General features: G+C 50.7%; 18 protein-coding genes and 1 riboswitch. Of the genes, 14 read left to right on the top strand and 4 right to left on the bottom strand.

Going from position 1 to position 14,978, the window contains the following annotated elements:
* Window positions 1-112 precede the first annotated feature (112 nt).
* Window positions 113-481 (bottom strand): GNAT family N-acetyltransferase, encoded by a 369-nt coding sequence (locus tag BJU60_RS14375; RefSeq protein WP_070329477.1) that lies wholly within the window; start codon window positions 479-481, stop codon window positions 113-115.
* Window positions 478-624: a hypothetical protein gene (locus BJU60_RS15300; protein ID WP_161567602.1), complete on the bottom strand. Its 147-nt coding sequence runs from the start codon at window positions 622-624 to the stop codon at window positions 478-480. Before BJU60_RS15300 ends, BJU60_RS14375 begins: the two co-directional genes overlap by 4 nt.
* 72 nt (window positions 625-696) lie before the next feature.
* On the opposite strand from BJU60_RS15300, the gene BJU60_RS14370 reads away from it, so the two are divergent.
* Entirely contained in the window at window positions 697-1,374 is a 678-nt protein-coding gene (locus tag BJU60_RS14370) for a YjjG family noncanonical pyrimidine nucleotidase (protein ID WP_070329476.1), read from the top strand.
* 15 nt (window positions 1,375-1,389) lie between these two features.
* On the opposite strand, the gene BJU60_RS14365 is transcribed toward BJU60_RS14370, so the two are convergent.
* Window positions 1,390-1,836, bottom strand: coding sequence for an NUDIX hydrolase (locus BJU60_RS14365; protein WP_070329475.1), 447 nt, complete (start codon window positions 1,834-1,836; stop codon window positions 1,390-1,392).
* A 52-nt stretch (window positions 1,837-1,888) separates the two neighbouring features.
* Here BJU60_RS14365 and BJU60_RS14360 point away from each other — a divergent pair, with 52 nt between their 5' ends.
* From BJU60_RS14360 to BJU60_RS15295, 3 genes are read left to right on the top strand one after another with little or no spacing between them, the layout of a single operon-like run.
* Window positions 1,889-2,491 (top strand): pentapeptide repeat-containing protein, encoded by a 603-nt coding sequence (locus BJU60_RS14360; protein WP_070329474.1) that lies wholly within the window; start codon window positions 1,889-1,891, stop codon window positions 2,489-2,491.
* Window positions 2,488-3,327 (top strand): aminoglycoside 6-adenylyltransferase, encoded by an 840-nt coding sequence (locus tag BJU60_RS14355; RefSeq protein WP_070329473.1) that lies wholly within the window; start codon window positions 2,488-2,490, stop codon window positions 3,325-3,327. The genes BJU60_RS14360 and BJU60_RS14355 overlap by 4 nt, the downstream gene beginning before the upstream one ends.
* A 47-nt stretch (window positions 3,328-3,374) precedes the next feature.
* The gene (locus tag BJU60_RS15295; protein ID WP_167615759.1) at window positions 3,375-3,527 is read left to right on the top strand and encodes a hypothetical protein; all 153 of its coding nucleotides are present in this window, start codon (window positions 3,375-3,377) and stop codon (window positions 3,525-3,527) included.
* 11 nt (window positions 3,528-3,538) lie between these two features.
* Here BJU60_RS15295 and BJU60_RS14350 read toward each other — a convergent pair whose 3' ends face one another.
* A complete protein-coding gene (locus BJU60_RS14350; protein ID WP_070329472.1) occupies window positions 3,539-3,934 on the bottom strand; it encodes an ion channel in 396 nt (131 codons plus the stop codon).
* 108 nt (window positions 3,935-4,042) lie between these two features.
* Here BJU60_RS14350 and BJU60_RS14345 point away from each other — a divergent pair, with 108 nt between their 5' ends.
* The 10 genes from BJU60_RS14345 (at window position 4,043) to thiE (ending at window position 14,959) form a co-directional block, all read left to right on the top strand.
* Window positions 4,043-4,882 (top strand): putative glycoside hydrolase, encoded by an 840-nt coding sequence (locus tag BJU60_RS14345; protein WP_236633714.1) that lies wholly within the window; start codon window positions 4,043-4,045, stop codon window positions 4,880-4,882.
* A gap of 66 nt (window positions 4,883-4,948) precedes the next feature.
* Window positions 4,949-6,196 (top strand): GAF domain-containing protein, encoded by a 1,248-nt coding sequence (locus BJU60_RS14340; protein WP_131504973.1) that lies wholly within the window; start codon window positions 4,949-4,951, stop codon window positions 6,194-6,196.
* A gap of 4 nt (window positions 6,197-6,200) precedes the next feature.
* Entirely contained in the window at window positions 6,201-7,139 is a 939-nt protein-coding gene (locus tag BJU60_RS14335; protein WP_070329470.1) for a tetratricopeptide repeat protein, read from the top strand.
* Window positions 7,121-8,968, top strand: coding sequence for a DUF2194 domain-containing protein (locus BJU60_RS14330; protein WP_070329469.1), 1,848 nt, complete (start codon window positions 7,121-7,123; stop codon window positions 8,966-8,968). The genes BJU60_RS14335 and BJU60_RS14330 overlap by 19 nt, the downstream gene beginning before the upstream one ends.
* A complete protein-coding gene (pelF, locus tag BJU60_RS14325; protein ID WP_070329468.1) occupies window positions 8,965-10,383 on the top strand; it encodes a GT4 family glycosyltransferase PelF in 1,419 nt (472 codons plus the stop codon). The genes BJU60_RS14330 and pelF overlap by 4 nt, the downstream gene beginning before the upstream one ends.
* A complete protein-coding gene (gene pelG, locus BJU60_RS14320; protein ID WP_070329467.1) occupies window positions 10,364-11,812 on the top strand; it encodes an exopolysaccharide Pel transporter PelG in 1,449 nt (482 codons plus the stop codon). Before pelF ends, pelG begins: the two co-directional genes overlap by 20 nt.
* Before the next feature lie 61 nt (window positions 11,813-11,873).
* A riboswitch (TPP riboswitch) is annotated at window positions 11,874-11,978 on the top strand.
* 81 nt (window positions 11,979-12,059) lie between these two features.
* Window positions 12,060-12,734, top strand: a complete 675-nt coding sequence (gene tenA, locus BJU60_RS14315) for a thiaminase II (RefSeq protein WP_070329466.1) — start codon at window positions 12,060-12,062, stop codon at window positions 12,732-12,734.
* Window positions 12,731-13,522 carry a hydroxyethylthiazole kinase gene (gene thiM / locus BJU60_RS14310; protein WP_070329465.1) on the top strand — a complete coding sequence of 264 codons (792 nt, stop codon included), beginning with the start codon at window positions 12,731-12,733 and terminating at the stop codon, window positions 13,520-13,522. Before tenA ends, thiM begins: the two co-directional genes overlap by 4 nt.
* On the top strand, window positions 13,519-14,349 hold the full coding sequence (thiD, locus tag BJU60_RS14305; RefSeq protein WP_070329464.1) for a bifunctional hydroxymethylpyrimidine kinase/phosphomethylpyrimidine kinase: 831 nt from the start codon (window positions 13,519-13,521) through the stop codon (window positions 14,347-14,349). Before thiM ends, thiD begins: the two co-directional genes overlap by 4 nt.
* Window positions 14,288-14,959 carry a thiamine phosphate synthase gene (gene thiE / locus BJU60_RS14300; RefSeq protein WP_370259179.1) on the top strand — a complete coding sequence of 224 codons (672 nt, stop codon included), beginning with the start codon at window positions 14,288-14,290 and terminating at the stop codon, window positions 14,957-14,959. Before thiD ends, thiE begins: the two co-directional genes overlap by 62 nt.
* Window positions 14,960-14,978: the final 19 nt, after the last annotated feature.

Here is a 14,978-nt window from a genome sequence, read left to right as displayed (position 1 = left end):
GTTTTCGCTACTTCGGTCATCCGCTAGGTGAACGTTGAAGATTTTACGTGACAGACGAACTTCCTGCCACAACCCTATATCTTCAGTTTTCAAGGAACGTGACACTTATTTTTTACCTGATTTCAGGAAGTTCAAACACGATGTCGAACGATTGACGTATCGAAAGACAAGCCTGGTTCGAAGGCGATTCATCTCCCACTTTCACTAGGGCTTCGCCAGCGTCGTTTAGAAGTGGGCGTATTCTCGCCTGATTTTGATAAAATGGTTCGAGGCCCTCGTCACAAGCCAAAATATAGGGCAATCCATCGGAGTCATATTGTTTGAAGAGGTGCTTGAAGACGCGGGTGGCGAGTCCTTGTCCTTGTCGGTCCTCGTCCGTCATGACCGTCCCGATTTGATACATCTCACGAGCGGTTCCGTCCGTCACGAGGGTCATCCGGCTCATGCTGACGTTCGAGATGATGTTCCGGTAGAACGTCAACGAATAACAGCGATATCGGTGGTCCATTCACCGTCCAAATACCATCCGCGAAAATCGATGCCGAACATCTCGTCGGTCAGATAGAAAAATGATTCACGTTCTTTATCTGAATACTCGAGATTGGTGATCGGTCGTTTAGCCATGTGACTCACTCCTTGTTTTGAACTTCTCGGCCTGTTCCTGTACATTAGAGGCAGAGAGGGGTAATTCAAATTATGAAACGGTATGAAGCTATTTTATTTGATGTCGACGATACGTTGCTAGACTTTAAACGGAGCGAGCACGTCGCCTTGGAGCAATTGCTCGCCTCACATAACGTCCGGATGACCGATCCGTTAAAACAACAATACGTGACGATCAACAACGGGCTATGGCGCGCGTTTGAACGCGGTGAGGTCGGACGGGAAGACGTCTTGATGGGCCGCCACACGCAACTGTTCGACACGCTCGGGATTGCGATCGATGCGCATGAAGTCGAACAGCGCTATCGGGACCATTTGCACGACGGGGTGCACATCATCGATGGGGCACTCGAACTCGTGCAAACCCTCAGTGAACAGTATCCGCTCTATATCGTCACGAACGGTGTGACAGAGACACAGTTCAAGCGGCTTGAGGCGTCGGGGTTGCTCCCGTATTTCAAGGACGTGTTCGTCTCCGACGCGACGGGATCGCAAAAGCCGATGAAACCGTTCTTCGATTACGTGTTCGAACGTGTCCCGAACGTGTCGCCAGAGTGCGGGCTCATCGTCGGTGACTCGCTGACGGCGGACATCGCCGGAGGACGCATGTACGGCCTCGATACGTGTTGGTACAACCCGGATGAGGTTGCGGCAACGGTCGAGACGACGTATGAGATTCGAGACTTGAACGAACTAAAAACGATTTTATGACGCGCGTCTACTGAGTCAGCGGTCAATGAAATGAGGCGGCAATGCCTCGGGCAACGTATAGAGCGTCTCTGGATACAACGTCAGTTCACGTAACTGCTCGAGCGGCTGCCAACGATAGATGAGGTGATCACCTTCTGGTCCGTGGAAGTCGCCGGTCTGGAGCGGGAGGTCACCTTTTACATAAAAATACATGCCAATCTCGTGGACCGTCCGTTCGAGATACGTGAAAAAGTTTTCGGAGACGAAAGCGAACACCGTCTCGGACACGTTGGCTGCGAGTTCTTCTTTCAGTTCTCGCGCGAGTGCGAGTTCGGCTTGTTCACCGATAGCGACGCGACCGCCGGGTAACGCCCAAAAGTCGTCATTTATGTTTCGGTGGACCAACAAGTGATTGTCTTTTACCCAAATGCCGGCGACTCGGTAGTTGAACGTTCCTTGATCGGTCGGAAATACGATATCCATATGCAACACTCCCAATTTTTACTACAATCAGTATACGCCAAGGAGGCAGGACATGTTTCAATCAAATGCAGTCTATGAGGGAGAAGATTTTCGAGAGGAGACGCTCCGTGACCTTCAACTTTCACATACGACGTTCGAGAACTGTCGGTTCACATACATCGACGCGACCGAGTTCGAGACCGAGCAGTGCCGCTTCATCAACTGTGACTTTACCGACTCGAAATGGAACGCATCGCGCCACGTCGGCAGTTCGTTTTTAAACTGTCAATTCAATGGGGCGAATTTGTTTTTAAGTGAGTTCGATCAATGCAAGATGACAGGTTCTTCGTTCGAGTCGTGTACGTTTGAGGGCGTGACCGTTCGTGGGGGCGACTGGTCGTTCGTCAATTTGCGTCACGCACCGCTCCGAAAAATGGATTGGTCGGATGTTCGTCTGGTAGAGGCTGATTTGTACGGGGCGGACTTGACGGAGTCGCGCTGGACGAACGCTGCGTTGACACGTGCCGTCCTGCAGCATGCGGACTGTACGGCTGCCGACTTCATAGGTGCTGACATGGACGGGGTCGATTTCACGGACGTTACGCTCAAAAAGACGAAACTCGACGTCATGCAGGCGGTCCAAGTCGCCCGTTCGCTCGGGGCCATCGTCGAATGAACAATAACCAGGTGCTCGAGCAGCTACTCGCTTTGGCGGAGGAGCGGGAAGACATCCGAATCATGGTGTTGAACGGATCGCTCGTCAATCCGCACGTCTCCCCAGACCGGTTTCAAGATGTAGATGTCACGTTTTTCGTTCTGGACGTATCATCGTTCATAACGGATCAATCCTGGATCGATCGGTTCGGCGAGGTGTTGATCATGCAGACACCGGACGAGTCACCGTCTCAAACAAGATACGAGCGGTTTGCGTTTCTCGTCCAGTTTGCAGCCGGTCATCGGATCGATCTGACCGTTCGTCCTGTTCGCGTCGTGCAGGAGGCGATTGCGGAAGATTCGCTCAGTCTCGTCATGCTCGATAAAGATGACACGGCAGGACGTCCTGTGCCGAGCGATGAGACGTACCGAGTCAAACGCCCGAGCGCGTTTGACTATGCGTCGTGTTGGAACGAGTTTTGGTGGGTGTCATTGTATGTCGTGAAAGGACTAAGGCGCAATCAACTGCTGTATGCGCTCGATCACGTGACGATCATGCGAGACATGCTCCGACAGATGATGGCGTGGGATGTCGGATATAGGACCGGCTTTTCCTCGAATATCGGGAAAGCTGGGGACGCTTTGGTGAACCACTTATCAAATCAAGCTTGGCAAGCATACTTACGGACATACCCGGTCGCGGATCCTGCGGCGATTGCAGCCGCGTTTGAAACGTTGGTCGAGCAGTTCTGCGTCTTCAGTCGGCGTGTTTCGGAGAAAAGTGGCAACTCATTTCGGGACGACGAGTCCAAGCGGATTCGTGACGCTTTTTCGACGCTTTGGACTTCAAACGATTAGTTTTTAGCCGAGTCGGGAAACCCACTCTATAGAAGGGGGAATGACGCTTGAATCCGTATACGACGTTCATCGCGCTCCTAGTGGGGAGTTTACTCTTATTTGTCGGCATCCGGACGAAGAAATGGCCAATCGTTGTCGTGGCCTTATTTCCGCTTGGACTCGTCGCATTTAACATGTTTTTACTTATCACCGGACGTTAGAAGACTGCTTGTCAGTCTTCTTTTTTGTACATCGATTTTACGAAAAACGCGGTCGGGAGCAAGATTCCGATTGCGGCTTCGAGTAGGGCGAACAGACGGGCCGGCCCAACCGGCAGTAAGTCACCAAATCCGATTGATAGAAGCGTGACGCCGCTGAAATAGAGCAGGTTTTGCCATGATGGCTCGACAGCGGTCATCGTCTCAAGTGACGTGACGAGAATGACCCCGTCCCACGACAACACGTAATAAACCAAGGCAAACCCAATCAACACACCTAACAAGCTGATGAAAAGGTGGCTAAATAATCGGCCGTCAAATCCGGTCTGCCGGTACGTCTGTCGGCGGAAGAAGGTATATACGTTCAGTCCGACGAATAAGAGGGCAACCGTCAGTAAAATCGTATTCATCCTCATCTCTCCTTTTTTGCTAAGTCATACTAAGTTGTTTCCCTGAACAATTGACGTCAAACGGACCTAATTGCACCATGAAGGATTCTGCGACAAGGAGGTGTCCGTGTGCGACGCTTTAGGTTGACGAGTTTAGTGCTGCTTCTGCTGCTAGGTGGATGTACCACGAAGACGCCATTTAATTTTGATAAAATCAGCTCGTACAAAATTTTTTACAACATTCCGACCGAGGCGATTATCGAGGATATGACCCGGTATGATCTCGTGATCATCGAACCGATTTGGTATACACCGGAGCAGATTGAAGCGATTCGTTCGAACGGCACGAAAGTGCTCGGCTATATAAACGTGATGGAAGCGGACACGTGGAATCGGGAACTGATCGGTCAAATGAAACAAGACGATTTTTTCTACCGGGACGGAGAGCGGATTTATTTTCCGAAATGGGATTCCTATTTGACAGATATCAGTTCGGACCATTTTCGGAAGATTTTGATGCGCGAGATTCAAAAGCAAGTCATCAATAAACACTTGGACGGTATCTTTTTAGACACGGTTGGAGATATCGACGATGTACACCTCGACTATCCCGAAGACTTGACTGAGCAATTGAACGGATTAGAAGCATTTTTAAAAGCGATTAAGCAGACTTACCCTGGGGTCCCGATTGTACAAAATTGGGGAATCGAAACGCTTGAACGAACGAGCGCTCCATACGTGGACGGGTTCATGTGGGAGGGGTTCAATTATTCGGAGATCACATCGGACTCTTGGTCGATGGAAATGTTGGACCGTATGAATGTGATTCAAGAACAGTATGGGATTGCAGTACTTACTGTTTCGGACCAAGAGGAAGCTATTAGTCGAGACTTGGCGGAAGCGAACGGGTTTATCCATTATCATGAACCCACTTATTATGATACATGGGATTTTCAGGAAGGGAATTAAGATAATTAGCAGGGGAATTTGCTGCGAGCGCCAAATAAGTAAGCATGACATTCGTGTTATGAAGCTGTGACTAAGCGTTGGGAGGGGATTATCATTCTATATGCTCAAGACCGCCCGTGGATTAAGTGGGCCGAAATTCTTGTCGTGTTTACTCTATTGATTGGAATCGATTTAGCTTTCAATTTAGGGACGATTCAAAATGATTTGAACCTATTTTATGTAGCCGCCATCTTATTTGCGCTACGTTACGGAACAACCTTTGGGTTGATCAGTTTCGCCGTCTTGCTTCTGTACAAAGTCCTCTACACCGGACTTGTCGGAGGCGATATCTTCTTACTGTTCTACGATACAAACTCACTTCTCACTCTTTTCTATTACTTCGCACTCACTGTCATCGTCGGCTTGTTTAGCACTTCATTTCGAGAGCGTTATGAAATCAGTCAGTTTCGCAACGAAGAACTGAAAGATGAAAACACGTATTTGAAAGAGACCGTCGATTTACTCAACACTTCGCAAACGACCCTTCGTCAAAAATTACTTCAATCGGAATACAGTTTAAATCAATTGTACGAACTAGCTGTCTCGCTTGACCTGCCACATCCTGAATTGATTCGTAGCGAGACGATTCGTCTGCTTAAAAAATATTTCTTGGCGAGCGACGTCGCCATCTATCATGTCGATCGATCGCAAAAGTCGATGCGTCTAATCATTCGCCAAGCCGAGAAGAAAGAGTTTCCACAAACCATTTTCTTAGATGAGGCGTCGAGCATGTTCAAACGTTTCTTCCAAGTCCAAGAGACGATGTTACGGCAACTCGATGATGACGACACAGATCCGATGTTGCTCGCTCCGATCGTGATTGACGGAGAGACGCGTGAAGTTGTCGTCATTAAGCGTCTGCCGCTCCGGAAATTGACGACAGATGACCTCCACGTATTAAATATCCTGTTCTCGTGGATCGGGACGCGAATCACAAACGCGCAAAACTTGATTCGTAAAGAGCAGCACGAGAAGCGCTACCCGGGCACATCGTTCTACAAGAAAGAGGCGTTCATCGAGATAGTGGCGCTTCAAGAACAAAAGAAACTTCATCACGATCAACCGTTCATCGTACTCGAGTATGCGCTCGATTATGAACCGGTCTCGCTCGAAAGTATTGAAGCGATCGTGCATTCGTATTTGCGAGAGATTGATATCGTCGGTTATGACCAAGACGAAAACAAGTTGTTACTCTTGCTCCCAGGAACGAGTGAGGAGAACCGTCAACGAATTTATGATCGGATCGAAGGGATTTTGATCCAGAAGGGAGTGTGAGTTCATGGAAGCCATCGACAGTTTAGTTTGGATTGGGCTCTATGTGATTCACGCAATCTTGGCGTTCGTTTTGTTAGTGGTGTTGAAGCGGAAAATGAAAGCGCTAGACTATGGGGTGGCAGTAGTCGCTTTATGCTTCGGCCTATTTTTACCTTTTGTCGCGGAAGTCGCAGTATATGCAATTTATCGCTTCGCAGAACGCTTCGATCGGAGCGGACTGATTGAAGATTACGATGAGTATATTGATTTTCGGGTCGTCAATTATGAGCAGATTCGGCACGATGCGAAAACAAGCTCTAGCCTGCTGCCGTTAGCCGATGCCATCAATTCAAAAGATCCGGCGATTCGCAAGCACTCGATTTTGACGCACGTCAACCAGTCCATCAATAACCAAGGGAAATACTTGCAGATGGGGCTTAATAGCACGGACAGTGAAACAGTCCATTATGCGGCCGCGACGATGAATATTCTCATCGATCAGTACGAGCAAGAGTTGAAATTGGCGAAGCATGAATACGATTTAGGAAACCCGGAAACGATTCGCCGGCTAGCGACAATTTACAAACGGATGATTCACAGTGAACTGATCACGGAAGTCATGTTGAAAGACAGACGTGAGGCCTGGTTAAAAGAGATTTTGACAGCGAAGACACTGTATCCGCCGTCGCCATGGATTTATGAGGATTTAAACGAAGTCTACATCACGTTAAAACGTCCTAGAGATCAGCTTGAAATATTGAAGGAGTACGTTCACCATTTCCCGGAACGCATCGAGTCCCATCTTATGCTCATCGATTTTTACTATGAACGGGAGCGGTGGACCGAGGTGAAGGCTGTCATGTTTATGATGCAAACACAATTTTCGTTAGACGATGTGCCTTATGAGCACCGGCTGTTGTTTGAAGAATGGAGTGATTCGACATCATGGAAAAACGAACTGTAATCTCATTCTCGCTCTTCATCGTGTTATTTCTCGTCGTCGTCGGTGCTATCCAATACTTGAGGATTCATTCCTTGCATACGTTGTTACCGAACGTTGCTGAACAACGAATGAATATCGACCAATTGCAAGGTGATGCTTCCGCTAAAACAGGAGAGCAACAACTTCAAGTTTACCTTGTCCGAGACGAAGGTGATTTGGCGGTCAATACGGCAGATAATTTATTGTATGGTTTGCGTTACGCCAAACTAGACGTTCGAGAAATTGATGCGGGTGCGGTCAGTTCGATCACGCCGTCTCCCTACAGCATCATCGTATTTACAGGAGAACAAACCGCGACATGGCCATTGCAAGAGACGAAACGGTTCGTCGAACAAGGAGGCAATGTCGTGTTCGCCAACCGTTTCAAAGACCCCGCTTGGAATGAAGTGACAGGTATCGAAGAAATCGGTGAATTCGTTCCAGACGTTTACGGTCTGAACTTCGAAGAAACGATTTTCCCGGGTTATGTCGACTTGAATCCACCGGACGATCTGTTCGTCCATAGTGTCGTCGACTTCGCAATTGCAGACGAAGCGAACGTTTTGCTGTCAGCGGAAGGGTTTCCCGTCCTTTGGGAATATGAGGTCGGTGATGGGAACGTTCTGTACTGGAATACAACGATCACCGATCAAAAGATGATTCGCGGACTGTTCGTCCAAACGCTCGGAACGTTACCGCCTGCGTTCGTGGGTGCCCAAGCGGCGATTAAGCTCATGTATATCGATGACTTTCCGGCTCCAGTCATGGACGGCAAGATGAAAGATGTCTCGGCGACACCACTCGATAAATCGGTCAAAGACTTCTTTGCCGAAGATTGGTGGAAAGACATGGTCGACATGGCTCAAGATGACGACGTCATTTATACGGGCGCGATGATCGGGACGTACGAAGAAGAGATGGAACTGCTAGATGATAAATTGATTAAACGCGGCGAGTTCCCGATGCTCTATTTCGGTCGAAAACTATTGGCGCAGGGTGGTGAAATCGGGTTGCACGGATACAATCACCAATCACTTGTCACGGCCGATGAACCGATCGATCCGACGTACGGATATATTCCGTGGAAAGACAAGGACGAGATGAAGCGTTCGCTGCTGCAGGCAGAGTCGGTATTTGCTAACTATTTCCCGGCAGAACAACTCAAATCATACGTCCCACCTTCGAATGCACTCAATCGTACCGGTGTCGACGCGATTGCTGAAGCGTTGCCTGAACTGCGGACGATTGCGTCACTCTATACCGGTGACCCGGAAAATGGTGATTTTGTCCAAGAGTTCGAATTTGATACGACACATACCGGAATCTATCATTTCCCGCGCATCACGAGTGACTACGGGGAAGAAAGAGGTTCGATCTTCCAAATGGTCGATGCGATCGCTAACTTTGGGGTGTTTTCACACTTTATCCACCCGGATGACGTCATCGACCCAGACCGTGCTTTCGGTCGCGACTGGGATACGATGTTCGCCAGTTTGAAAAAAATCGTCGATGATGTTAACGTCAGCTATCCCTATTTAGAGGCCTACACACAACACTATGCGACGGAAAAACTAATCACGTATCAAGAGGCAGACTTGAACGTCACGTTTGATGACGAGACCATTTATTTGACCGGGGACGGACTCGTCAATCCGTCACACTTCACCGTCCGTCTAAAAGTGGGCCAATCATTGGACACAGGCAAATTCGCATTCGGCACGGTCGAGCAGATGGAGGCGGACCGTCCACTCTATCTCGTCCAATTGACATCAGCGAACGCTGAAATCGCCATCAAGGGGGACCCGCAATGAAGATTGGGCTCGTGTTAGAAGGGAGTTACCCGTATGTGAGCGGAGGTGTCTCGAGTTGGACGCAGACGCTGATTGAAGCGATGCCGGAAGTCGAGTTTGAAATCATCTCGATTCAGCCATCGGTCAAGCGGCCAGAAGATATGAAATATGAGTTGCCGCAAAACGTGTCAGGAATCACACACCTTTATTTAAGCGATATGGATAAAAAGGCGAAGGGTCGAATGAAGCTCGACGCCGAAGACGAGCGGAAAATTTCGGAATGGCTCATGTTGAAAAACCCGAACCGGCAAGCGCTTGGCATTCTCGGGAAACAAGTCCCATCAAGCCAAGCCTTCTTCTCAAGCGAGTTCTTTTGGAGAAACGTAAAATCGGCTTACGCAGAAGAAATGAACGGTGGCTCGTTCATCGATTATTTTTGGATGTGGCAGAGTATGTATATGCCGATCTTGCGTGTGTTGCATCAACCGTTACCAAAAGTCGATCTCGTCCACTCCATCTCGACAGGCTACGCCGGTGTCGTCGCATCTTACATGAAAGAGACGCAAGGTATCCCGTTCATTTTGACCGAACACGGCATCTACTCACGTGAACGCGAGGAAGAAATCCTTCAGTCTTATTGGATTCCGTCCCCTTACAAACCGAGATGGGTTCGCTTTTTCCATCACTTGTCACGCGAGGCGTATAACGCGGCCGACGAGATTATCACACTGTTTGAGCGGAATCGCGAATATCAAGAGTGGATTGGCGCGCCTAGCGAGAAGACGAAAATTATCGCCAACGGGATTGACGACCGTCATATCCACGCTACGCTTGAGCGAGCCGAGAATGATGTGTTCCAAATCGGGGCTATCGTCCGCCTCGTTCCGATCAAGGATTTGAAGACGATGATTTATTCCGCAAAAATCCTTCAAGAGCGCCATCGGCTGTTTAAACTGACGATCATGGGTCCGCTTGATGAGGACGAAGAGTACGCCGAAGAGTGTCGTCTACTGATTGAGCAGAGCGGGCTGACCGACTATGTCGAACTCGTCGGGAAAGTGAACGTACAAGACTGGTTGCCGAAATTTGATTTGTTGTTGTTGACGAGCATATCGGAAGGGCAGCCGCTTGCCATTTTAGAAGGGATGGCGGCTGGCATCCCTTGGGTGGCGACCGATGTCGGGGCTTGTTCGGAACTACTTTACGGACGCGCTGACGATCCGTTCGGTCCGGCCGGCTTCATCGTTCCTCCGGTCCATCCGGAAGCCATCGCTGACAAAGTCGAATGGATGATGGATTATCCGCGCGAACGGATGCGCTTCGGTAAAAACGGCCGCGAGCGTGTCCGTCAGTATTATCGATTGCAACAGTTCGTCGACCGCTATAAAGCCATCTATGAAGCGAGGAGGGAACAGTATGGCGGGCATCGGGTTTAAGTTACAAAAGCTGTTTCAAGAAGACTATTACTCTTCAAGACTGAAGGCGTACACGTTTTCCGGTCTCGTCACATCGGGCCCTTGGCTGATTGTCATCCTCGTTGTCGGTACGATTCAATGGTTGGCGTTTCAGATGCCGATGTTGTCACTCGAGGAACGGACACTGTTTATGCTATCCGTGTCTTACGCGTTCATTTTCTCGCAAATTCTATTTAGTTTTCAGCAGCTCGTCGTCACGCGATACGTGGCCGATTTGTTTTATGAAAAGAAAGCCCATGAGATCTTTCCTGTCTTCACCGGCATGTTAAAAGTGACGATTCTCGCTGCCGTCGTCATGTATAGCGTGTTTTGGCTGATTTCACCGCTCAGTTTCGCCTATAAGCTCGTCCTGTTCGTCTTATTCATGACCATCAACGTCATCTGGGTCATGTTCTTGTTCTTGAGCGCCGCCAAATTTTATCAAGCGGTCGCTTACAGCTTCTTGCTAGGCGGGGTTATTTCAGTCGCGAGCGTCTATTTGATCAGTCGTCTCATGGTCAACCCATCGAGCCTCGAGCTTCTGTTTGGCTTTACCGTTGGGATGGTCGTGACGCTGTTCGGGCTATTCTTCGCGATGCTTCGGACGTTTCCGCTCAGGTATGCGACGCGAGAGTTTTCATACTTCCGGTACTTTGATAAGTATCCGGACTTGTTCGCGATTGGTGTGTTATACGTGCTTGGGATCTGGGTGACCAACTTCATCATTTGGTTTGGTGAAGGTCGCATGGTGATTGCCGATTCGTTCGTGTTCAATCCGTATTATGACACGGCTGTGTTCTGGTCGTACTTGACGATCATCCCGACCCAGCTCTTGTTCGTCGTCGCTGTCGAGACAAGGTTTTACGAGCGCTACCGAACGTTTTACGGCTTGATCAATTATGGCGGGGCGTTACACCAAATTGAGAAGGCGAAGCAGACGATGACGACGGTGTTGAAAAATGAATTGATCCGACTTGGGCGAAGTCAAGGTGTTGTCACCTTGTTCGCGATCCTGATGGCGGGTGTGTTCGTCGGTTGGATTGGTGTCCCGGAAGAAGTCGGTCAAATTTTCCGGATGACGACGCTCGCCGCGTTCGCGAACGCGATGATTCTCGTACTGACGCTGCTCTTGCTTTATTTTGAGGACCGGCGTGGTGCGTTGTTCGTCAACCTATCGTTCTTCACATTGAACGCCTTGTTCACGTTGTCGTTACTATCGCGCGGGATCGATTGGTATGGGGTCGGCTTTGCGATCAGCACGACCATCACGTTCTTTATCGCAGGACTGCGCTTGATTTATTTTATGGGGAAGGTCGATTATTACGTGTTCGCGGCCTCGAACCGTCGTAAGCTCGGGACGGAACGGTTCTCGCATTTTGGGACCGCGCTCAACCGTCGCTTCTCGCGTTAAAGGGTTTGCATTTTTCAAAAAGATTGATATGATGTGGTCGAAGATGACCGAATTTCATAATGTTTGCCACTAGGGGAGTCGCTTGACGCGGCTGAGATGGACAAGGTCCAGACCCTTTGAACCTGATCTAGTTCACGCTAGCGGAGGGAAGTGGGCGAAACGTCCTTTCTCACACTCTTTGTGTATGGCCGACGCCGCTTCCGTTATGGGAGGCGGCGTCTTTTTTCATACAAAGGAGGAGAATACGATGACATTTACCGCACACATCCGCCAAGAGGCCAACGCCTTGTTTGAGGCGAGTTTCCACCATCCGTTCGTCCGCGCGCTCGGAGACGGGACGCTCGACGAGGCGAAGTTTCGGCATTACGTGATGCAAGACTCGTACTACTTGAATCAATTTTCGAAAGTACAGGCGAAGGGCGCTACACTTGCCCCGACGATGGAGCTGGCGAGCCGATTTTTGACGCACGCCCTCCACACGATCGAGGCGGAGCACGAGTTGCATCGGGACTTTTTTACGATGCTCGAGGTGAGTGACGTGGAGTGGGCGACGTTCGAACCAGCTCCGACGGCTTATGCATACGCGCTCCATATGCAACAAGCCGGGCCGACCCTCGGAGACGTACTCGCGGCGATTCTTCCATGCTACTGGGTGTATTACGAGATCGGGGAGCGCTTGAAGGACGCAGAGCCAGACCATCCAATCTATTCTGTTTGGATTGCGACGTACGGTTCGGAATGGTTCCGTGAACTCGTCGAAGAGCAGATCGAGCGACTTGACGAATTGGCGGGACAAGCGACGGAGTCAGAACGGATGCGCTATCAGCAGCTGTTCTTGAAAAGTTGCTACTATGAGCTCGCGTTTTGGGAGATGGCCTGGACACTCGAATCGTGGGAACTGCCGCTTGAGGTGGGACGATGAGGCCGGATCTATGGGAAGCCGTCCGGTTGAAGCGACCGCTCGTCCATAACATTACGAACATCGTCGTCGCCAACTTCTCGGCCAACGGGTTGCTCGCCATCGGTGCGTCCCCGGTCATGGCCGATGCGATTGAAGAAGTGGCAGACATGGCGACCGTGAGCGATGCCCTCGTCTTGAACATCGGGACGCTTGACGCGATGACCGAGGCGACGATGATCCGTGCCGGACAAGCTGCGAATCAGTCGGGTCGTCCTGTCGTCCTAGACCCGGTCGGTGTCGGGGCGACACCGTTCCGCCGCGGTGTCGTTGAACGAATTTTGCGAGACGTCCGCGTCACGGTCATCCGTGGGAACGCCGGGGAAGTCGCCACGCTTGTCGATGCCGGTTGGACGACGAAAGGGGTCGACGCCGGAAGCGGCACACATCATCCGCAACAACTCGCCGAACGAGCAGCGAACCGATTTAGCTGTGTTGTCGCGATTACGGGGAGGACAGATTTCGTGAGCGATGGTACGGTCACGCTAGAAATTTTGGGCGGGCATCCGCTCATGACAGAGACGACAGGCACCGGCTGTCTACTCAGTGCGGTCGTCGGTGCGTTCCTTGCTGTTGAACCGGACGTGATGACGGCAACCTCGACCGCGCTCACCGGATATGCACGATGCGGCGAGTTGGCGAGTGAAGCAGCGACGGGTCCGGGGGATTTCCCAATCCACTTTCTCAACGCACTCGCTACCATGACGTCAACTGACCTGCCGAGCGACCGAATCGAGGTGTTCGCGCGATGAGGCCTCAAGTCTTGACCATCGCCGGTTCGGACTCTGGCGGGGGAGCCGGAATCCAAGCCGATTTGAAAACGTTTCAAGAATTAGGCGTATTTGGCACGAGTGTCGTGACCGCGGTGACGGCTCAAAACACGCGTGGCGTGCACGGTGTCGAAGCCGTCTCCGCCGACCTCGTCGCACGCCAGCTCGATGCAGTCGGATCAGACTTTATCATCTCGGCGTGCAAGACCGGGATGCTGTTCAATCGTGAGTTGATTGACGTCGTGGCGGACGCAATCGAGCAGCATCGATTTCAAAATGTCGTCGTCGATCCGGTCATGATCGCTAAAGGCGGTGCGACCTTGCTTGAACGGGACGCCGTCACCGCGCTACGGACGAGGCTGTTACCGATGGCGACGGTCGTCACGCCAAATATCCCTGAAGCTGAAGTGTTGACCGGCTTGACGATTTGTACGTTCACTGATCGTATGAAAGCAGCTGAGCGCTTGTTGTCTTACGGGGCAAACGTCGTCATGTTGAAAGGCGGTCATTTGGACGGTCCTCTCGCCGAAGACCTAGTCATGACGAAGACCGATACGTTTCGAATGGTGACACCACGGTTGCTGACGAAAGATACGCACGGGACCGGCTGCACGTTTTCGGCTGCGCTAACAGCGGAGCTCGCGAACGGGCATACCGTTACGGAAGCCGCGCAGAAGGCGAAACAGTTCATCCATAGTGCCATCTCCCACGGATTACAAATCGGCAGCGGGCATGGACCGACAAATCATTGGGCGTATAACAAGCACCCGAAGGAGGTGGTTTCCATTGAGTCCATCGCCTATCGTTGAGCGGTTAAAGCTCTACTTCATCTGCGGCACAGCGGATACGTTTGATCTCGTTCAGACGGTCGAAACGGCGCTTCAATGTGGTGTGACATGTTTTCAATTTCGCGAAAAAGGTAAAGAGCCACTGTATGGGGATAAAAAAGAAGCGATGGCACGAGCGTTGCATACACTTTGTCGACAGTACCGTGTCCCGTTCATCGTCAATGATGACGTCGAGCTGGCAATCAAACTCGATGCGGACGGAGTTCATGTCGGACAAGAGGACGCAGCAGCCGAAGTCGTTCGTCGGCGAATCGGTTCAAAGAAGTGGCTCGGTGTCTCAGTCCACTCGATCGAGCAAGCCGCAACGGCTTCGAGATACGCCGATTATGTCGGAATTGGACCGATTCATCCGACTGTGTCGAAACAAGACGCGGCCGAAGTGAATGGAACGATGCTCATTCGGCAAGTGCGAGCCCGGTTTCAGCATTTGCCAATCGTGGGGATTGGTGGAATCATGCCTGAACACGTCGAAGCGATTCGACGTGACGGGGCTGACGGCGTAGCTGTCATCTCGGCCATTGCTTCTGCACCGGACGTGGCCATGGCCACACGGCGTTTCGCTTGTCTCTGAATTTTATTTGAGGAGGAAG

The sequence above is a fragment of the Exiguobacterium aurantiacum genome (assembly GCF_001766415.1).
In the GTDB taxonomy this organism is placed as follows: domain Bacteria; phylum Bacillota; class Bacilli; order Exiguobacteriales; family Exiguobacteriaceae; genus Exiguobacterium; species Exiguobacterium aurantiacum_A.
Note: the sequence above shows the minus strand (reverse complement) of the source record. Positions and strands in the feature narration are given on the sequence as shown.

Excerpts from the sequence above, each read along its gene's own strand:
- pelF (WP_070329468.1), top strand. The coding sequence starts at position 8,965 with ATGAAGATTGGGCTCGTGTTAGAAGGGAGTTACCCGTATGTGAGCGGA.
- BJU60_RS14365 (WP_070329475.1), bottom strand. The coding sequence starts at position 1,836 with ATGGATATCGTATTTCCGACCGATCAAGGAACGTTCAACTACCGAGTC.
- BJU60_RS14350 (WP_070329472.1), bottom strand. The coding sequence starts at position 3,934 with ATGAATACGATTTTACTGACGGTTGCCCTCTTATTCGTCGGACTGAAC.
- BJU60_RS14335 (WP_070329470.1), top strand. The coding sequence starts at position 6,201 with ATGGAAGCCATCGACAGTTTAGTTTGGATTGGGCTCTATGTGATTCAC.
- BJU60_RS14360 (WP_070329474.1), top strand. The coding sequence starts at position 1,889 with ATGTTTCAATCAAATGCAGTCTATGAGGGAGAAGATTTTCGAGAGGAG.
- BJU60_RS14355 (WP_070329473.1), top strand. The coding sequence starts at position 2,488 with ATGAACAATAACCAGGTGCTCGAGCAGCTACTCGCTTTGGCGGAGGAG.
- thiD (WP_070329464.1), top strand. The coding sequence starts at position 13,519 with ATGAGGCCTCAAGTCTTGACCATCGCCGGTTCGGACTCTGGCGGGGGA.
- pelG (WP_070329467.1), top strand. The coding sequence starts at position 10,364 with ATGGCGGGCATCGGGTTTAAGTTACAAAAGCTGTTTCAAGAAGACTAT.
- BJU60_RS15300 (WP_161567602.1), bottom strand. The coding sequence starts at position 624 with ATGGCTAAACGACCGATCACCAATCTCGAGTATTCAGATAAAGAACGT.
- tenA (WP_070329466.1), top strand. The coding sequence starts at position 12,060 with ATGACATTTACCGCACACATCCGCCAAGAGGCCAACGCCTTGTTTGAG.
- BJU60_RS14370 (WP_070329476.1), top strand. The coding sequence starts at position 697 with ATGAAACGGTATGAAGCTATTTTATTTGATGTCGACGATACGTTGCTA.
- BJU60_RS14330 (WP_070329469.1), top strand. The coding sequence starts at position 7,121 with ATGGAAAAACGAACTGTAATCTCATTCTCGCTCTTCATCGTGTTATTT.
- thiM (WP_070329465.1), top strand. The coding sequence starts at position 12,731 with ATGAGGCCGGATCTATGGGAAGCCGTCCGGTTGAAGCGACCGCTCGTC.